The sequence below is a fragment of the Yersinia aldovae 670-83 genome, from assembly GCF_000834395.1.
GTDB lineage: Bacteria > Pseudomonadota > Gammaproteobacteria > Enterobacterales > Enterobacteriaceae > Yersinia > Yersinia aldovae.
Genome location: NZ_CP009781.1, coordinates 2706872 through 2725261 on the forward strand (window position 1 = coordinate 2706872; position 18390 = coordinate 2725261).

Genomic DNA, 18390 nt, shown 5'->3' on the forward strand with positions numbered 1-18390 from the left:
AAACACCAAAGCCCTGCATTGTTATGATGCAGGGCTGTTTGCTTTTAAGCAGGTATGGGTATCAGGATATATGAATCTACATCATCTCACTGATTGGCTGCTGGCTCCGCAATATCTCGGCTGGCTGTGGCACGGTTTTCTACTGACGTTGTGGATTTCTGCCTGCACAGTGGTGGCCTCGACATTATTAGGTTTTTTGCTGGCTGCCGCCAGAGACAGTGAGCTCAACGGGCTGCAATGGCTTGCGATAGGTTACAGCACGCTATTTCGCAACACGCCGCTGCTGATCCAACTGTTTTTTTGGTATTTCGCTGCCAGCCAGTTACTGCCCGCATCCTGGATACCCTGGCTTAATACTCCCCATGAGATAACATTTTTCGGCTTGACCCTCAGTTGGCCCTCTTTTGAGTTTTTAGCTGGTTTTATCGGGTTGACCTGTTATTCCACGGCATTTATTGCTGAAGAGTTGCGCGCGGGGATAAGCGGGGTGGCGAAGGGGCAAAAGTATGCTGCCCATGCATTGGGGTTGACGGGATGGCAGGCCATGCGCCATGTGGTGTTGCCGCAGGCGTTGAAGATAGCAATGCCGCCGTTACTGGGCCAATATATGAATATTATTAAAAACTCGTCGTTAGCAATGGCTATTGGGGTGGCTGAGCTTTCTTATGCCTCTCGTCAGGTTGAAACCGAAACGCTAAGAACATTTCAGGCTTTTGGTGTCGCGACGGTGTTGTATATCGCGATTATTGCGTTGATTGAGGCTTGGGGCATGTGGCGTCAGCAGCGAACCGCTGCTAAGGGGTTCTGAGATGGATTTTACCATTATCTCCGATAACTGGACTTATCTGTTATGGGGTACTTTCCCTGATGGCCCATTAGGTGGGGCGGCATTAACGTTGCTGATCAGTCTGTTGGCTGGGGTGGCTTCGGCAATTTTAGGCACGGCGCTGGGCGTGGCGTTGGCGATGTCCCGTGGGGTTTGGGCGGGGGTTTTGGCGGCAGTTTTAGGGTTTTTCCGCGCTATTCCTGTGATTATGTTGATTTTCTGGACTTATTTCCTGCTACCGATGGTATTTGGTGTGGATATTCCGGAAATCACCACGGTGGTGTGCGCATTGGCACTGATTGCATCGGCGTATTTGGCTCATGCGGTGAAAGCGGGAATTATCGCCATCGGTGCAGGTCAGTGGCAGGCGGGTTTGTCATTGGGGTTCAATCGCTGGCAGGTTTTGTGGTTTGTCGTTTTACCGCAAGCCTTACGCATGATGGTGCCATCCTTTATTAATCAATGGATTTCATTGATAAAGGATACCTCATTGGCTTATATCGTTGGGGTGAATGAACTGACATTTTTGGCCACTCAGGTTAATAACCGCAGCATGGTTTACCCGATGGAAGTGTTCTTGTTTGTCGCGTTGGTTTATTTTGTTTTATGTCTGACGCTGGACTTGCTGGCAAATGGCCTTAATCGCCGTTTCAGCCCGAAAAATACCATTAAAAATCAAAGCGCCATTAAACGGTCATGGCGCTGGTGGCGTAATAAACCTGCATTATCGGTAAGTTAATTACGCGTGATCTGCCAACCTCTGTCACGCCATAAATCGGGCAGTTGATGCATATCATCAAACATAGTGACCAATGGGTGGTGAATGGGCTGGTTATGCGGGTCGGCGCAGTAGTAATACACCGGTATCCCTGCGGCTATTCCGGCATGGGTGCCGGCGGCAGAGTCTTCAACTAAAATGCAGTGCTCGGCCGCGACATGCATCTCTTTTGCCGCATGATAAATTAGTGCCGGATCAGGCTTCCAGCGCTGAATGTCATAGCCACTATAGAGGCGGGTATCAAAGAATGATAGCAACCCGGTCAGGCCAAGAGAGTGCTGCATTTTGCTCACCGGCCCGTTAGAGACTACGCAGACCGGCACGGTGATTTGCTCCAACAGCGCTTTTACGCCATCAATAGGCTGCAATTCGGCATCGAATAAACGAGCGACCTCGGCGCGGTAGAATTTTTCCAGAGTTTCTATTGATTCATCCAGGCCATTCTCTTGACTGACCAACGCGACTATTTCATTCAGTTTCACCCCTTTAAAACGCTTAATCATCTCTTCCAGCGACAGGTGAATACCGTAATGGGCAAACATCACCACGTATGCCTGGCAGCACAGGACTTCGCTGTCTACCAGGGTGCCGTCGCAATCGAACATGACACATTCAATTTGGTTCACTCAATTCTCCCTTTAATCATACCGTTCGTCTTTCATCCCACTTTAATCATCCTGAGTAAGAATGCGATGTTTAATGACCAGTTTAGTAATATCATTAATATCAACTGAATAAAATTCAATAAGTTGAATGACACATGGTTAATATTAAACCGCCTGTTGCGCAACAGTGAAGATAAAAAATAGCCAAAAAGAGTGTGATCTCGCTCTAAACAATGTTTTTTTGTTATAGGATATCCCCAACAATTACTCCCTTTTGTGGAACTCGTCGAATGAGTAAACCAAATCTTGATACTGAGCAGGGGCTGCTCGAACGTGTATTTAAACTAAAACAGCACGGCACCACGGCACGCACTGAGCTGATTGCCGGTATCACCACCTTTTTGACGATGGTCTATATCGTCTTCGTTAACCCACAGATTTTAGGGGTTGCCGGAATGGACGTGCAGGCGGTGTTCGTCACCACCTGCCTGATTGCCGCCTTTGGTAGCATCTTTATGGGCTTATTGGCTAATTTACCGGTAGCACTGGCTCCGGCGATGGGGCTTAACGCTTTCTTCGCTTTTGTGGTGGTGGGCGCGATGGGCATTTCATGGCAGGTCGGCATGGGGGCTATCTTCTGGGGCGCAATCGGTTTCCTTTTGCTCACCATTTTCCGCATCCGATATTGGATGATTGCTAACATTCCGCTGAGTCTGCGGGTGGGGATAACCAGTGGTATCGGCCTGTTTATTGCCATGATGGGGCTGAAAAATGCCGGTATCGTGGTGGCAAACCCGGATACATTAGTCGCGGTGGGAAATCTGACCTCTCACAGTGTGCTGTTGGGGGCGTTGGGCTTCTTTATTATCGCGGTTCTGGCATCTCGCAATATCCACGCCGCCGTGCTGGTATCGATTGTGGTGACGACCCTAATCGGCTGGGCGTTGGGAGATGTCCAATACTCTGGCATCTTCTCCATGCCGCCAAGTGTGACCTCTGTGGTCGGGCAGGTGGATTTAGCCGGTGCGCTGAATGTTGGTATGGCTGGGATCATTTTCTCCTTTATGCTGGTTAACCTGTTCGATTCATCCGGCACATTGATTGGTGTGACGGATAAAGCCGGTTTAACCGACCATAAAGGTAAGTTCCCACGCATGAAACAAGCGCTGTATGTGGACAGCATCAGTTCTGTTGCCGGTGCCTTTATTGGGACATCATCAGTGACGGCTTATATCGAAAGCTCCTCTGGGGTTTCTGTCGGTGGTCGTACCGGTTTAACCGCCGTGGTGGTGGGCATTTTGTTCCTGCTGGTGATGTTTATTTCGCCATTGGCCGGAATGGTGCCTGCCTATGCCGCAGCCGGTGCGTTGATTTATGTTGGCGTGCTGATGACATCCAGCTTGTCCCGCGTGAAATGGGATGACCTGACCGAAGCCGTGCCAGCATTTGTTACCGCAGTGATGATGCCATTCAGTTTCTCTATTACTGAAGGGATCGCATTGGGCTTTATCTCTTATTGCCTGATGAAGCTAGGCACGGGCCGTTGGCGTGAAATCAGCCCATGCGTAGTGGTAGTGGCGCTACTGTTTGTGCTGAAAATTGCGTTTGTCGATCACTGATAACTGATCACAAAACGCCCCCTTTTTCGACACTGAGGCAGGGGGCGTTGTCGTTATCATCTTATGCTTTTAACTGAGCGCTGATTTGCTCCAGTGCTTTTGTGGCACATTGTGCATCCAGGTGCCCACCGGGCGCGCCAGCAACACCTATCGCACCCACCACTTCATCGCCTGCTTTCACCGGTACTCCGCCACCTAATAGCAAGAAGCCGGGAATATCTTTCAGGTTATTGGCCGCAGGCGTCTTCTGGCTGTTTTCCATCACTTGCCCGCTGGGGGTTTTAGTCGATAGCGCGGTAAAGGCTTTTTGTTCACTGGCTTTTACCGTATGTGGGCCAGCATTATCCGCACGCAGCACAGTTTTGATGATGCCAGCACGATCAACGACGGTAACCGCAACGTTATAGCCATCCGCCTGGCAAACCGCGAGGGTGCGGCTTGCCACATCGGTGGCCAGCGCCAGAGAGATATTGCGTTCAGTATTCAGACCCGCAGCAGAGGCTTGAGTTATCAGGCCGATGAATAAGGCGGAGGTCAGGGCAATGGGCTTGATCATATAAAATCCTTATTGTTAGCGACGTGAATTCATCACAGTAACGCTATGCTACGGCGAAAAGTGGTGAAAAAACATTCGGCTAACTACCCGTTTTACTCCGTACTTCTACCTATTCCCTTCGTACTTGGCCCCGCAGGGTTGTTATCTGCGTTCACGCACCCGAATCAGAGGCTCACCTTACGGGCCAGCGCAGGCGCTGTTCAAAATGGTTTACAACCAATTTGTTGCTCACTTGCTGCCTACCTGCAACACCAATTACTTTGGGTATATTATTGGCAGGATAGATGAGTAATTATGAATAAGTAAGGCCAATGAGTTGACCTCCAGTTTGGCAAAGATATTCGCGCGGTGCGCCTCGACGGTTCGCGGTGATAGCGACAATAGCTGGGCAATCTGTTTACTGGTTTCCCCTTGGATAATCAGCGCCGCGACTTCTCGCTCGCGGGGCGAGAGGTGGCTAAGTAACTGTTGATAGTTCACTTGCTGCTTTTTTACTGTCAGCGACTGCTCATGTTGTTCCAGCGCCATGCCGACAGCCTCAATCAGTACATCGGCATCAATCGGTTTGGTCAAAAACTCCAAAGCGCCGCCTTTAAAGGCCCGGCGGCACAATTCAATATTACCGTGCCCAGTCATTATGATGACCGGAAGAGTGCTATCACGGTTTTGAATCGTTTCCAGTACCACCATGCCGCTTTTACCGGGCATGCGGATATCCAGCAGTACACAACTGGGTTGCGTGACCGCCAAGGTATCGAGGAATTGCTGGCCATTACTGAACGTTTTAACTTCCCAACCCATTGTTGCCAGTAACGTTGCTAATGCGGCGCGCACACCGTCGTCGTCGTCAATCAGATAAATGTGCTTAGTCATGTGCGCTTCCTGTTGTCAGTGGAAAGGTTAGGGTAAAGCAGGCTCCGCCATATTCACTATTCGCCGCTTTGATGTCGCCGCCCATCCGTTGTACCAATGTTTCACACAACGTCAAGCCCAGCCCTAATCCACTCTCTCTGGTGGTAAAAAATGGCGTAAACAGGTTATCCAATTGCTGGTTGTTTAGCCCCGACCCGTTATCCTCTATCTGGATTAGCCATTGCTGTGGTTGCAGGCTGGCAGTGAAATAAATTAGTGGTGTTGGGGTGTGTTGTACCGCATGGATCGCGTTACTGAGCAAGTTATGCAGGATTTGCTCCAGCCATAAAGGATCAGCCTGTAGAGGGGGTGAATTCGCCGGAATACTGTTTATAACAGTGACTTTACTGGCCGTTATCTCATTGCTTAATAAGGTATTAACGCGTAACCAGACATCCGCTACCACCACCGGTTGTAAATTTACCTGCCCACGACTGAGTAAGGTGCGTAGCCGTTCTAGCAGTGCCGAAATGCGTTTTATTTGCTCAACGGAAGCCAGTAGCAGCGGGGTGATTTTTTTGTCTTGTGCTGATAATAGCCGCAGAGCGGTTTGGTTATAGGTCAGCGTTGCCGTAAGGGGTTGGTTCAGCTCATGGGCGATACCGGTTGCAATTTCACCCATCGCATTAAGTCTGGCTTGATCGGCGAATTTAGCCCGTTGTTCGGCGCGGTTGCGGTATTGCGCCAATTGCTGCCAACGCTGCCAGCCATAGATAACGGCTCCCCATAAGAGTGACAGCAGCAGAGCGGTTAACCACGGTAAATCGCGCCAAAGAGGGGTGGCCTGGCCGGTTAAAGTGAAGGATTGGGCACCCTCTCCCAGCGGCTTTTTCCATTGCCATAAGCTGTTTGCATTTGCATCGCCCAGAACCGCTAATGGATGTTGCTGATAGCGTAATGTGACGCTGTCAAAATGATTAGGTAAACCAACAGCCTGTAACAACTTTAAGCCATTAATTTGCAAGCCGCTGCCATTGTAAGAGTTAGAGAGTTGGTAATCTCCGGCGTGAATTTTCAGCGTTAACCGGCCTGCGGTTGATGTGTCTGCTTTGGATTGGCTGATCGCGACCAACTGCGGGAAGTGCCGTTGAAGTTGCGTCAATTGGCTCGGTTCGAGCGCCAAAAATAAAATAGCCTGCTGCTGGGCTAATTGCTGACTCAATTCGCGGTGAGTAATACGAAAATCAGCTTCGCGTTCAGCTTGCTGCACGTTTAACCCATACCAGCCCAGCCAGAGAGTGGATATCAGGGTCAGGATAAGCCAGGCAGTGATTTTAATGGCCATTAGCGAGCAGCATCCGCACAAAAGAAAGTGGCTATTGATAACATGTACGGGGGGAAGAGGAAAGCCCCAACGGGCACCACCAGCACTGGGCAAACGCGTGCGATAAGACAATAACTGTCTTTCCTGTTATCCCTTTAAATTTCACTTAAATAAGTATCAGTTGTGGATTTATTGCACTGAAATTGTGATCACAGGATAAAAACAGAAAAATCGTTTCTGGCCGTTATCAAGTCTGCGCGCGAAATGCCGTTAATAGATGTGGAGCTATCCAGTTCCCTTCACTGAGCGACACGATAATGCTAAAAACCACACAAGCCCGATTTACCTTACTCGTCAGTGCGTTTTTTATTCTGTTACTGATAATCACTGTGGTGGTTATTCAGCTTTTTGTGACACCACAACTCAAACAATCTGAAAGTACCATTGTTGGCAATAGCGTTGACCAAATCGCAACGGCAATCACCGCGCAAATGAATAAAGTGGAAGCGCAAGCGCGCAGTATTACGCAGGCGGTCGCTGTTATGGACAGCAATACTATCGATCAGCTATTACCGGGGCTGGTGGATCAGTATGGCGACAGTAATGTGTTTGGTGGCGGTATTTGGCCATTACCCAATAAGCGTGAGCAAGGGGTGATGAAGTTCAGCACTTTCTTTGCCCGTAATGGCGAAAATAAGTTAACGGTTAACACTCATTGGAATTCGCCAGAATCACAAAATTATTTCGAACAACCGTGGTACAAAGAGGGTTTAAATGCCCCAAAAGGCTTCTGTGCCTGGGCTAAAGCGTATCAGGATGATGCCAGCCCGCAGCCGCGAACTAACTGCGCAATGGCGATTTATAAAGGTGACGAGGTATATGGTGTATCTACCATTGATGTCACTTTGGGCTTCTTTAATCGCCTGGTTAAAGAGATGGAACAGAAAGTGAATGGCACGATTCTGATTGTCGAAGCCGATGGCAAGATTGTTGGTAGTAGTGCTCTGGCAGACGGTAAAGCCGAATTAAAAAATCTATCCGACGTTGCCGTCAACTCACCAATGGCGACTGAAACACAGCGGTTGTTGGCTCAGATGAAAGACCAGAAATCACTGGAAAGTGAATTTGACGTTGAAGGGACTTCCCACACTCTGTTTATCCGCCCGATCGCCAATAGCCCGTGGTATCTGGTGACAGATTTGCCGACCAGCCTGTTGGCTAAGCAAAGCCACGGTATTTTGCTGCATTTAGGTCTGGTGCAGATTCCTATTATGTTGTTATTGCTGTTATTTTTAGTGTTTTCAATCCGCGTATTTATGAAGCGCTTAGCGGCATTGAAAGAGAATATTACCGCACTGTCTGCGGGGGGCGCGGATTTAACCCAACGTTTGCCACAAAGCAGTAGTCCGGAGTTCAATGCTATTAACCAGAGTTTCAACGATTTTATCGACTATTTGCAGCAAATGATGCGCCAGGTTGGGGAAAGTAGTCTGGCTATTGCCTCGGCTTCGCGCCAAATCGCCAGTGGAAATCTGGATTTATCGGCCCGAACTGAAGATCAGGCCAGTTCGATTGAAGAAACTGCCGCTTCAATGGATGAACTCACCAGCACGGTGAAACAAAATGCGGATAATGCCAGTCATGCTAACCAATTGGCGATAGATGCCTCCACGGTGGCAGTGAAAGGCAGTACCGTGGTGAAACAGGTGGTGGATACGATGGGTTCAATCAATCATTCATCGAAGAAAATCGTCGATATCATCAGTGTGATTGATAGCATCGCCTTCCAGACTAACATTCTGGCGCTAAACGCGGCGGTAGAAGCGGCAAGGGCGGGTGAGCAAGGCCGTGGCTTTGCCGTGGTCGCGTCTGAGGTTCGCAATTTGGCACAGCGTTCAGCAACGTCAGCCCGTGAAATTAAAAAGCTGATTGAAGACTCGGTGGCCGATATTGCCACCGGTACCCGTTTGGTCGCCGATGCTGGGACGACAATGGATAACCTGATGGGCGGGGTGTCCAATGTTGCAACGTTAATGAATGAGATAATGTCATCGAGTCGCGAGCAAAGTTTGGGCATCGATCAGGTTAATTTGGCGATTAATCAGCTAGATAACTCGACACAACAAAACGCGGCATTGGTGGAGCAAGTGGCCGCTGCGGCACAGGCGATGCAGGATCAAACGCTACAGTTGGAGAGTGTGATCAGTGGTTTTAAGGTTTAATGATATACGGCTGATATGCTAAAAATCAGAAGAGGGTAAAGAAAGGGCTATTAATGATGGGGTTACCCGCCGCGTAGCCATCCGCAGCGGGTATAAACCTAAGTTTAGCCCTGAATCAGATGAGGAATTTTCACATCAGGATTAACGTCAGCGTCATAATCCACACCGTCGACGGCGAAACCAAACAGGTTTAAGAACTCAGTCTTATAACCGGTAAAGTCCGTCAATTGGTAGATATTGTCATTGGTCACCTGATCCCACAACGCTTGTACCTGGTTTTGAATTTCCGGGGCAAGTTCTTTGTAGTCAGCGCGCAGGCGGCCATCTGCATCCAGGTGTGGCGCATTACCGCACAAGCTGTCTTTATACAGGGAATAAACCTGCTCGATACAGCCTTCGTGAGTGCCTTGCTCTTTCATCACTTTGAACAGCAATGACAGATACAGTGGCATCATTGGAATAGCAGAACTGGCTTGAGTGACAACCGCTTTCAGTACAGACACACGGGCATCGCCGCCGCCATGAGCAGACAAGCTGTCGCGGATAGCCAGAACTTTTTGATCCAAGTCCTTCTTGGCCGCGCCAATAGAGCCGTTCCAATAGATATCATGGGTGATTTTTTCGCCCAGATAAGTAAAGGCCGTAGTTTGCGCACCTTCAGCCAGCACGCCTGCTTCCAACAGAGCATCAATCCACATCTGCCAGTCTTCGCCGCCCATTACGGCCACCGTATTGTCGATCTCGGTTTGGCTTGCTGGTTGTAGCACAATCTCTTTGATAACTTCTTTATCAGTATCCAGACCGCGGAATTTAACTTCATGACCGATTGGCTTCAGTGTTGAGTTAAATACTTCGCCGGTTTTCGGATGAGTGCGTCGCGGTGAGGCCAGACTGTAGATAACCTGATCAACCTGACCCAAGTCTTGCTTGATAGCCTCAATTGTCAGTCGTTTAATCTCATCGGAGAACGCATCGCCATTGATACTTTTCGCATATAGGCCTTTCTGCTCGGCGAATTTGTGGAACGCCGCGCTATTGTACCAACCGGAAGTAGCGGGTTTACCTTCTTCACCTGGGCGCTCAAAGAACACACCCAGCGTATCGGCACCACAACCAAATGCTGCTGTGATGCGAGCCGCCAGCCCGTATCCAGTTGACGCACCAATCACTAATACTCGTTTTGGGCCGTTAGCGATTGCACCTTCTGCTGTGACATAGTCGATTTGCTTTTTGACGTTAGCTTCACAGCCCGCCGGATGTGCAGTCACACAGATAAAGCCGCGTACACGTGGTTTTATAATCATGGATACCTCAGTTTATGAATAAAGTTAAGTGTTCGAGCTACCGTCGGTTCGGACTCATAGAGCCAGATTATCAAAATTAGCGATAATCTGCTCCAGCTCTATAGCATCACACTCATTTTCCAATACAAAAACTGGAGAAAATTCGCCCCAGTAAGTCATCAGAGCTAAATTCACCGGTAATTTCGCTCAATGACTGTTGTGCTAAACGCAGCTCTTCCGCCAGCAACTCCCCAGCGTAAGCGCTTACTAACTGTTCGTGACCTTGTACCAGATGCTGGGCTGCTGCTTCCAGTGCTTGTAAATGACGGCGGCGGGCCAGAAAACCGCCTTCGGTGTTGCTGGTAAAGCCGATACTCAGCTTGAGATGATTACGCAGCAGGTCAATACCTTCACCGGTTCGGGCCGATAAGCGAATTAGTGAGTGACCATTTACTTCGGTCAGACCTAAGGTTTCACCGGTGATGTCGGCTTTATTACGCACTACAGTGATCGGCAGTGTCGCGGGTAAGCGCGCCATAAACTCGGGCCAGATAGCGGCCGGTTCAGTGGCATCTGTGGTGGTGCCATCAACCATAAACAGCACCCGATCAGCTTGTTCTATCTCGTTCCACGCACGTTCGATACCAATGCGCTCAACTTCGTCACCGGCTTCACGTAAGCCGGCGGTATCAATGATATGCAGTGGCATTCCATCGATATGAATATGCTCTCGTAAAACATCACGAGTTGTTCCCGCGATATCGGTAACAATTGCCGCCTCACGCCCCGCTAACGCATTGAGTAAACTGGATTTTCCGGCATTGGGGCGGCCAGCAATCACCACTTTCATCCCTTCGCGCAGCAAACTGCCTTGTCGGGCTTCAGTGCGCACTTGCTCCAGTTCAGCCATTACGCCGTTCAGTTGGCCTTCAATTTTACCATCAGAAAGGAAGTCGATTTCCTCATCTGGGAAGTCAATTGCCGCTTCGACGTAGATTCGCAAGTGAGTAAGTGCTTCCACCAATTGATGGATACGGACTGAAAATGCGCCCTGTAATGAATTCACCGCCGAGCGTGCTGCTTGCTCTGAGCTGGCGTCAATCAGATCAGCAATGGCTTCCGCCTGCGCCAGATCCAGCTTGTCGTTTAAGAATGCGCGCTCAGAGAACTCCCCTGGGCGGGCAATACGCAGCTCTGGCAGGGCCAGAATGCGTTTTAACAGTAAATCCAGTATAACTGGGCCACCGTGACCTTGCAGTTCCAGCACGTCCTCGCCAGTGAAGGAATTCGGGCCAGGGAAGTAAAGAGCGATACCTTGGTCCAAGGTGCTGCCATCGACATCTTTAAACGGCAGATAATCGGCATAACGTGGCTTGGGTAATTTACCTAAAACCGCTTGCGCAACCGTGGCGGCAGCACGACCTGAAACACGTAAAATACCCACGCCACCACGGCCTGGCGGTGTTGCTTGAGCGACGATAGTATCAGTGGTGCTCATGGTTATTTCTCTCTTTAAAAGAATAAGGCGGTCATATAGCTATGACCGCCTCATATACCCTTCTTAATTGCAGTCGCAGCGTTTGTTAGCTGCTCTCCCCAGTTACTGACGTATGCCAGTGACTGGAGTATCTATCATGTTAAGACTGTTTCTTCTTATCGCGGCTATGTAAACCACGTTTTTCCAGACCACGATAAATCAACTGCTGTTGCAGGATGGTCACCAGGTTACTGACGATATAGTACAGTACCAGACCGGCCGGGAACCACAGGAAGAACACAGTGAAGATAACTGGCATGAAGGTCATTATCTTCTGCTGCATCGGGTCAGTCACGGTGGTCGGTGACATCTTCTGAATGAAGTACATGGTGATACCCATCAGAATTGGCAGAATGTAGTACGGGTCTTGTGCTGACAAGTCATGAATCCACAGGATGAATGGCGCATGGCGCAACTCAACGGAACTCATCAACATGTAGTACAACGCCAGGAAGATTGGCATCTGAATGACCAGCGGTAAGCAGCCACCCAGCGGGTTAACCTTCTCAGCTTTGTACAACGCCATCATTTCCTGACTCATACGCTGCTTATCGTCGCCGATACGCTCACGCATAGCAGCCAGTTTAGGCTGTAGCAAACGCATTTTCGCCATCGAGGTGTATTGCGCTTTAGTCAGCGGGTACATGATACCACGCACGATAAAGGTAATAACGATGATGGAGAAGCCCCAGTTACCGACAAAGCTGTGAATGAATTTCAACAGTTTGAACAGTGGCTGAGAAATAAACCATAACCAACCATAGTCAACAGTCAGGTCAAGATGGGGCGCGATAGCGGCCATTTTGTCCTGAATTTCCGGGCCAACCCACAAGGTGGCACCCAGTTGTTTCGCTTCACCCGGCTGAATAACGACCGGCGCACCTTTAAAGCCGATGGCAGCCAGACCATTACCTAAGTCAGCGGAGTAGAAGGTGTTGGTTTCGTTAGCCGTTGGGATCCATGCAGTTGCAAAGTACTGCTGCAACATGGCTACCCAACCGCCTTTGGTGGTGATGTCCAGGCTTTTATCTTCGATATCACTAAAGCTATATTTTTTATATTTAGTTTCGTCAGAAGAGTAAGCCGCACCACGATAAGTATGCAGCGCAAAGTTATTGCTGCCGGTATCACGGTGTTTAGGCAAGTTGATGCTTTGCTTCAATTGACCAAACAGCGTCAGTTCCAGCGGGGCAGCAGAGGCATTTTTAACGTGATAATCCACGCCGATGGCGTAATCGTTACGTTTCAGCACGAAGGTCTTGATGAAAACAGAACCGTCTTTACCGGTGAAGGTCAATGGAATGCGCAGTTCATCCTGACCATCAGCCAATACAAAGCTGGTTTGAGGCGTTTCAAACAGTGGGCGCTCGCCGTTAGCTGGGTTATCCGGGCCGCTTTTACCGGTCAGGCCACTTTGCGCCTGATAAACGAACGCTGGGGTGGTTTCCAGTAATTCGAACGTTTTGTCTGAACCCAGAGCATCCGGGTAAGCCAGCAGGTTAGCCTGCTCGATGTCGCCGCCACGGGTATTAATGGTCAGAGACAGCACATCAGTTTTTACAGTAATCAATTGGCCCTGACCACTGCCTGGCACAGCCTGGCTTGCTTTATCACCGGTAGCAGTATTCGCAGTCTGTTGCGTGGTCTGAGCGGCTGGTTGTGGACTGTTGTCCACCTGCCAGGCTTGCCAGATCATGAAAGACACGAACAGCAGAGCGATGAGTAGAAGATTGCGTTGCGAATCCATCGTTAGTGTTCTCTGTTATCGTCGGGTTTCGGCGGCACGGGATCATCGCCACCTGGGTTCAAAGGGTGGCATTTTAATACGCGTTTCAGTGTTAACCAACTGCCTTTTATCATACCAAACCGGCGCAATGCCTCAATTCCGTAATGAGAGCATGTCGGATGGAAACGACAACGCGGCCCCAGCAGCGGACTAATCACGAGCTGATAGCCCCTGATTAGCCCGATCAGGATGCGGGAGCCTGGCGACAGTGGCGACGCCATAATTTTTCCAAAGCTTCCGTTAACGCACGGTTATCGAGGTCAGCCACACCTTTTTTCACCAACACAACAAAATCCATAGACGGTAACGTATGCTGATGTAAACGGAAGCTCTCGCGGGTTAAGCGCTTGATCCGATTACGTTCATGAGCACGTTTGACATGTTTTTTGGCGACGGTAAGACCGATGCGGGGATACCCCAGCTCGTTCAGGCGGCCGAGGATGGTGATTTGCGGCGTGCCAGCCCGTTGTGGCTGCTGGAAGACGAAAGTGAAATGACTGGGAGTTAACAAACGTAACTCCCTAGGAAATGCTAGCTTAACCACTGAGATGGTTAGCTTTTATTACTTAGAAACAGTCAGACGAGTACGGCTTTTCGCACGACGGCGAGCCAGAACTTGACGACCATTTTTGGTGGCCATACGAGCACGGAAACCGTGGCTACGGTTGCGCTTCAATACGGACGGTTGGAAAGTGCGTTTCATAGCGATTTCTACCTAAACTTAAAATAATTACTGATTCAGTAAACGCGTTTGGCTGCTCGGAGTGAAACACCGACGCCTCAATCGCAACATATAAAGAAGCGGGATTGTAATAATTGTACAGTCCTGAGTCAATTGACATTGCGCCCGCCCGCACAGAAGTTTTCTGTATCGGGAGTTTACCAAGAGCCTGCCCGTGTTCACCGCTGGTTTCTTTTTGGCCAAGGCCATCAAGAGCACAGGCATCACACGTAGGGCTGAGGATTATACGGACTCCCGGACAAATCGCAAGGATCGCGGTGAGATCCTTGCGGATTAATCGCGATCTGTTGCAGGGAAAGGGGAGGGAGATAGTAGCGAATCCTGAAATATTTCGCGATCATTGACGATGAGGGGCACGAAAAGCTGTGCGCTGGGTTACACTCCCAACAGAAGTTATGCCCTGTGGATAAAAAGGATCTAATCTGTGAGGAAGGGGAGGATCTATTGCTCCTTTTGCGCTATGATCCGCCATTCCGATCGCATCCGCTACTCTGGGATCACTACTCTAGGATCTTGGGGGATGTGAGTCGTAAAACAACCGAAAAACGGTTCGCATGTCACTTTGGCTTGCTACAGGCCATGTTGGCGTGTGTCAAAAACGATGAGTTACAAAAAATCCTGATTTCTTTCTTTTATTGATCTTGTTCGAGTGGAGTCCGCCGTGTCACTTTCGCTTTGGCAGCAGTGTCTTGCCCGATTGCAGGATGAGTTACCTGCCACAGAATTTAGTATGTGGATACGCCCCCTACAGGCGGAACTGAGTGACAATACTCTGGCGCTTTACGCCCCTAATCGTTTTGTTCTGGACTGGGTCCGTGATAAGTACTTAAACAATATCAATGGCTTGCTTAATGATTTCTGTGGTTCCGAGGTTCCTTTACTGCGTTTTGAAGTAGGGAGTAAGCCGGCGGTAAGAGTACACAGTCATCCAGTTACAGCCAGCGTTAGCGCACCTGTTGCTCCGGTTACCCGCAGCGCGCCGGTACGCCCGAGTTGGGACAGTTCACCCGCTCAGCCTGAACATTCTTACCGCTCGAATGTGAACCCGAAGCACACATTTGATAACTTCGTTGAAGGTAAATCGAACCAATTAGCGCGTGCTGCGGCCCGCCAGGTTGCCGACAATCCGGGTGGTGCGTATAACCCATTATTCCTCTATGGCGGCACAGGTTTGGGTAAAACTCACCTGTTACATGCTGTAGGGAATGGCATCATTGCGCGTAAAGCCAATGCCAAAGTGGTTTACATGCATTCCGAGCGTTTTGTGCAAGATATGGTGAAAGCCTTGCAGAACAACGCGATAGAAGAGTTTAAACGCTATTATCGTTCGGTTGATGCTTTATTAATCGATGATATTCAGTTCTTTGCCAATAAAGAGCGTTCCCAGGAAGAGTTTTTCCACACCTTCAATGCCTTGTTGGAAGGCAATCAGCAGATCATTCTGACCTCAGATCGCTATCCAAAAGAGATCAACGGAGTAGAAGATCGCTTGAAATCGCGTTTCGGCTGGGGGTTAACGGTTGCCATTGAGCCACCGGAGCTGGAAACCCGTGTTGCGATTCTGATGAAAAAGGCAGATGAAAATAATATTCGCTTGCCGGGTGAAGTTGCGTTCTTTATTGCCAAACGTCTGCGTTCTAATGTGCGTGAGCTGGAAGGGGCATTGAACCGTGTTATTGCCAATGCCAACTTTACCGGCCGGGCTATCACCATCGATTTTGTGCGTGAAGCCCTGCGTGACTTACTGGCGTTGCAAGAAAAACTGGTTACTATCGATAATATTCAGAAGACTGTCGCAGAATATTATAAAATTAAGGTCGCTGACCTGCTCTCCAAACGGCGTTCCCGTTCGGTAGCCCGCCCGCGCCAAATGGCGATGGCGCTGGCAAAAGAGCTAACCAACCACAGCCTGCCTGAAATCGGCGATGCGTTTGGTGGCCGCGACCATACCACGGTGTTGCATGCTTGCCGCAAGATTGAACAATTGCGTGAAGAAAGTCACGACATCAAAGAAGATTTCTCTAACTTAATCAGAACATTATCCTCCTAGCGCTATGAAATTTATCATTGAACGTGAGCATCTGCTAAAACCGCTGCAACAGGTCAGTAGCCCGCTGGGTGGACGCCCTACGTTGCCAATATTGGGTAACTTGTTGCTACAAGTGACGGAAGGCTCTTTGCTGCTGACCGGTACCGATCTGGAGATGGAGATGGTAGCGCGCGTGGCGCTGTCTCATCCCCATGAACAGGGCGCAACCACCGTACCTGCCCGGAAGTTTTTTGATATCTGGCGTGGTTTGCCGGAAGGGGCGGAAATCACGGTAGCGCTGGACGGTGATCGCCTGCTGGTGCGCTCCGGCCGTAGTCGCTTCTCGCTGTCTACCTTGCCTGCGGCGGATTTCCCTAATCTGGATGATTGGCAAAGTGAGGTGGAATTCACCTTACCGCAAGCCACATTGAAGCGTCTGATTGAGTCGACACAGTTCTCAATGGCCCATCAGGATGTGCGCTATTACTTGAACGGCATGTTGTTTGAGACCGAAGGCGAAGAGCTGCGTACTGTCGCAACTGACGGCCATCGTCTGGCGGTATGTTCAATGCCAATCGGGCAAACATTACCTTCGCATTCGGTTATCGTGCCACGTAAAGGTGTGATGGAACTGGTCAGGTTACTCGATGGGGGTGATACACCGCTGCGACTACAAATTGGCAGTAATAACATCCGTGCGCATGTGGGTGATTTTATTTTCACCTCTAAGCTGGTTGATGGCCGTTTCCCCGATTATCGCCGCGTATTGCCGAAAAATCCGGACAAAACGCTGGAAGCGGGTTGTGACTTGCTGAAACAGGCTTTTGCTCGTGCGGCAATTTTGTCAAATGAGAAGTTCCGTGGCGTTCGGCTCTATGTCAGCCACAATCAGCTTAAAATTACCGCCAATAACCCTGAACAGGAAGAAGCGGAAGAAATCCTCGATGTCAGCTACGAGGGAACGGAAATGGAGATCGGTTTCAACGTCAGCTATGTACTTGATGTGCTGAATGCCCTGAAATGTGAGGATGTGCGCCTGTTATTGACCGATTCGGTTTCCAGTGTACAGATTGAAGACAGCGCCAGTCAGGCTGCGGCTTATGTTGTCATGCCAATGCGTTTGTAAAGCATGGCTCTGACGCGTTTATTAATTAAAGATTTTCGCAATATCGAATCGGCAGACTTGGCACTGGCGTCGGGGTTTAATTTTTTAGTTGGCCCCAATGGTAGCGGTAAAACCAGTGTGCTGGAGGCGATTTATACCCTTGGTCATGGTAGGGCTTTTCGTAGCTTACAAGCCGGTAGAGTGATCCGTCACGAATGTGCCGAGTTTGTGCTACATGGCCGGGTTGACGTGAATGAACGTGAATCCTCTGTGGGGCTGAGTAAAAGCCGACAGGGTGATAGTAAGGTACGTATCGATGGCACTGACGGCCACAAAGTGGCTGAATTGGCGCAACTGCTGCCAATGCAATTGATTACCCCTGAAGGGTTTACCTTATTGAATGGCGGGCCTAAGTTTCGGCGCGCTTTTTTAGACTGGGGTTGCTTTCATAACGAACCCGGTTTCTTTACGGCCTGGAGCAATCTAAAAAGATTACTTAAGCAGCGTAACGCCGCGCTGCGCCAGGTCAGTCGCTATGCGCAAATTCGGCCTTGGGATCTGGAAATTATCCCGTTGGCTGAACGCATTAGTGAGTGGCGGGCGGCATACAGTGGTGCAATTGCGGCAGATATTTCAGCCACATGCGCCCTGTTCCTGCCAGAGTTCGCCCTGAGTTTCTCTTTCCAGCGCGGCTGGGATAAAGAGAGTGACTATGGTGAGTTGTTGGAACGCCAATTTGAGCGTGACAGAGCGCTAACTTATACCGCCATCGGGCCACATAAAGCGGATTTCCGTATTCGGGCTGATGGTACGCCGGTAGAAGATTTGCTATCGCGTGGTCAGCTGAAGTTGCTGATGTGCGCACTGCGGTTAGCGCAGGGTGAGTTTCTCACCCGACAGAGCGGGCGGCGTTGCCTGTATCTGCTTGACGATTTTGCTTCCGAATTGGACACCGGCCGTCGTCGATTATTGGCCGAGCGTCTCAAGGCTACCCAGGCACAGGTTTTTGTCAGCGCAGTGAGTGCTGAACAAGTGACTGACATGGTAGGTGAAAAGGGCAAGATGTTCCGCGTGGAACATGGCAAAATAGAGGTTCAACCACAGGATTAAAAATGAGCGAGAAACG

Annotated in this window: 17 protein-coding genes; 7 read left to right on the plus strand and 10 right to left on the minus strand. The window is 49.7% G+C overall.

All coding sequences use genetic code 11. From position 1 onward, the window contains the following. Positions 1-70: 70 nt before the first annotated feature. Positions 71-808 (plus strand): amino acid ABC transporter permease, encoded by a 738-nt coding sequence (locus tag AT01_RS12330; protein ID WP_042547352.1) that lies wholly within the window; start codon positions 71-73, stop codon positions 806-808. Position 809: 1 nt separating this feature from the next. After that, on the plus strand, positions 810-1565 hold the full coding sequence (locus AT01_RS12335) for an amino acid ABC transporter permease (RefSeq protein WP_042547353.1): 756 nt from the start codon (positions 810-812) through the stop codon (positions 1563-1565). Here the strand turns inward: AT01_RS12335 and yieH are convergent. After that, positions 1562-2230 carry a 6-phosphogluconate phosphatase gene (yieH, locus tag AT01_RS12340; RefSeq protein ID WP_042547354.1) on the minus strand — a complete coding sequence of 223 codons (669 nt, stop codon included), beginning with the start codon at positions 2228-2230 and terminating at the stop codon, positions 1562-1564. The two genes, AT01_RS12335 and yieH, sit on opposite strands and share 4 nt — an antisense overlap. Before the next feature lie 269 nt (positions 2231-2499). Between yieH and AT01_RS12345 the strand changes: the two genes are divergently transcribed. Further along, the gene (locus AT01_RS12345) at positions 2500-3828 is read left to right on the plus strand and encodes an NCS2 family permease (RefSeq protein ID WP_042547355.1); all 1329 of its coding nucleotides are present in this window, start codon (positions 2500-2502) and stop codon (positions 3826-3828) included. 61 nt (positions 3829-3889) lie between these two features. Here AT01_RS12345 and AT01_RS12350 read toward each other — a convergent pair whose 3' ends face one another. The 3 genes from AT01_RS12350 to AT01_RS12360 all read right to left on the minus strand — a co-directional run bounded on the left by AT01_RS12350 (position 3890) and on the right by AT01_RS12360 (position 6581). Then, the gene (locus tag AT01_RS12350; RefSeq protein WP_042547356.1) at positions 3890-4384 is read right to left on the minus strand and encodes a GlcG/HbpS family heme-binding protein; all 495 of its coding nucleotides are present in this window, start codon (positions 4382-4384) and stop codon (positions 3890-3892) included. A gap of 255 nt (positions 4385-4639) precedes the next feature. Further along, complete coding sequence (locus tag AT01_RS12355) at positions 4640-5257, minus strand: response regulator transcription factor (RefSeq protein WP_042547357.1); 618 nt, start codon at positions 5255-5257, stop codon at positions 4640-4642. Beyond that, complete coding sequence (locus tag AT01_RS12360) at positions 5250-6581, minus strand: sensor histidine kinase (protein ID WP_042547358.1); 1332 nt, start codon at positions 6579-6581, stop codon at positions 5250-5252. Before AT01_RS12360 ends, AT01_RS12355 begins: the two co-directional genes overlap by 8 nt. 296 nt (positions 6582-6877) lie before the next feature. Between AT01_RS12360 and AT01_RS12365 the strand changes: the two genes are divergently transcribed. Beyond that, a complete protein-coding gene (locus AT01_RS12365; RefSeq protein WP_042547359.1) occupies positions 6878-8782 on the plus strand; it encodes a methyl-accepting chemotaxis protein in 1905 nt (634 codons plus the stop codon). A gap of 104 nt (positions 8783-8886) precedes the next feature. On the opposite strand, the gene fabV is transcribed toward AT01_RS12365, so the two are convergent. The 6 genes from fabV to rpmH all read right to left on the minus strand — a co-directional run bounded on the left by fabV (position 8887) and on the right by rpmH (position 14091). Continuing rightward, complete coding sequence (fabV, locus tag AT01_RS12370) at positions 8887-10086, minus strand: enoyl-ACP reductase FabV (protein ID WP_004703896.1); 1200 nt, start codon at positions 10084-10086, stop codon at positions 8887-8889. A gap of 112 nt (positions 10087-10198) precedes the next feature. Further along, positions 10199-11563: a tRNA uridine-5-carboxymethylaminomethyl(34) synthesis GTPase MnmE gene (mnmE, locus tag AT01_RS12375; RefSeq protein WP_042547360.1), complete on the minus strand. Its 1365-nt coding sequence runs from the start codon at positions 11561-11563 to the stop codon at positions 10199-10201. 139 nt (positions 11564-11702) lie between these two features. After that, positions 11703-13349, minus strand: a complete 1647-nt coding sequence (yidC, locus tag AT01_RS12380) for a membrane protein insertase YidC (RefSeq protein WP_042547361.1) — start codon at positions 13347-13349, stop codon at positions 11703-11705. Positions 13350-13351: 2 nt separating this feature from the next. Further along, complete coding sequence (gene yidD / locus AT01_RS12385; protein WP_032906726.1) at positions 13352-13609, minus strand: membrane protein insertion efficiency factor YidD; 258 nt, start codon at positions 13607-13609, stop codon at positions 13352-13354. Next, positions 13573-13932: a ribonuclease P protein component gene (gene rnpA / locus AT01_RS12390; protein WP_042547362.1), complete on the minus strand. Its 360-nt coding sequence runs from the start codon at positions 13930-13932 to the stop codon at positions 13573-13575. Before rnpA ends, yidD begins: the two co-directional genes overlap by 37 nt. Before the next feature lie 18 nt (positions 13933-13950). Beyond that, the gene (gene rpmH, locus AT01_RS12395; protein ID WP_004393543.1) at positions 13951-14091 is read right to left on the minus strand and encodes a 50S ribosomal protein L34; all 141 of its coding nucleotides are present in this window, start codon (positions 14089-14091) and stop codon (positions 13951-13953) included. Positions 14092-14791: 700 nt separating this feature from the next. Here rpmH and dnaA point away from each other — a divergent pair. The 3 genes from dnaA to recF are packed head-to-tail and all read left to right on the plus strand — an operon-like array spanning position 14792 to position 18374. Then, entirely contained in the window at positions 14792-16180 is a 1389-nt protein-coding gene (dnaA, locus tag AT01_RS12405) for a chromosomal replication initiator protein DnaA (protein ID WP_042547364.1), read from the plus strand. A gap of 4 nt (positions 16181-16184) precedes the next feature. Further along, positions 16185-17285, plus strand: a complete 1101-nt coding sequence (gene dnaN / locus AT01_RS12410; RefSeq protein WP_042547365.1) for a DNA polymerase III subunit beta — start codon at positions 16185-16187, stop codon at positions 17283-17285. Positions 17286-17288: 3 nt separating this feature from the next. Next, positions 17289-18374 (plus strand): DNA replication/repair protein RecF, encoded by a 1086-nt coding sequence (recF, locus tag AT01_RS12415; RefSeq protein ID WP_004703904.1) that lies wholly within the window; start codon positions 17289-17291, stop codon positions 18372-18374. Positions 18375-18390: the final 16 nt, after the last annotated feature.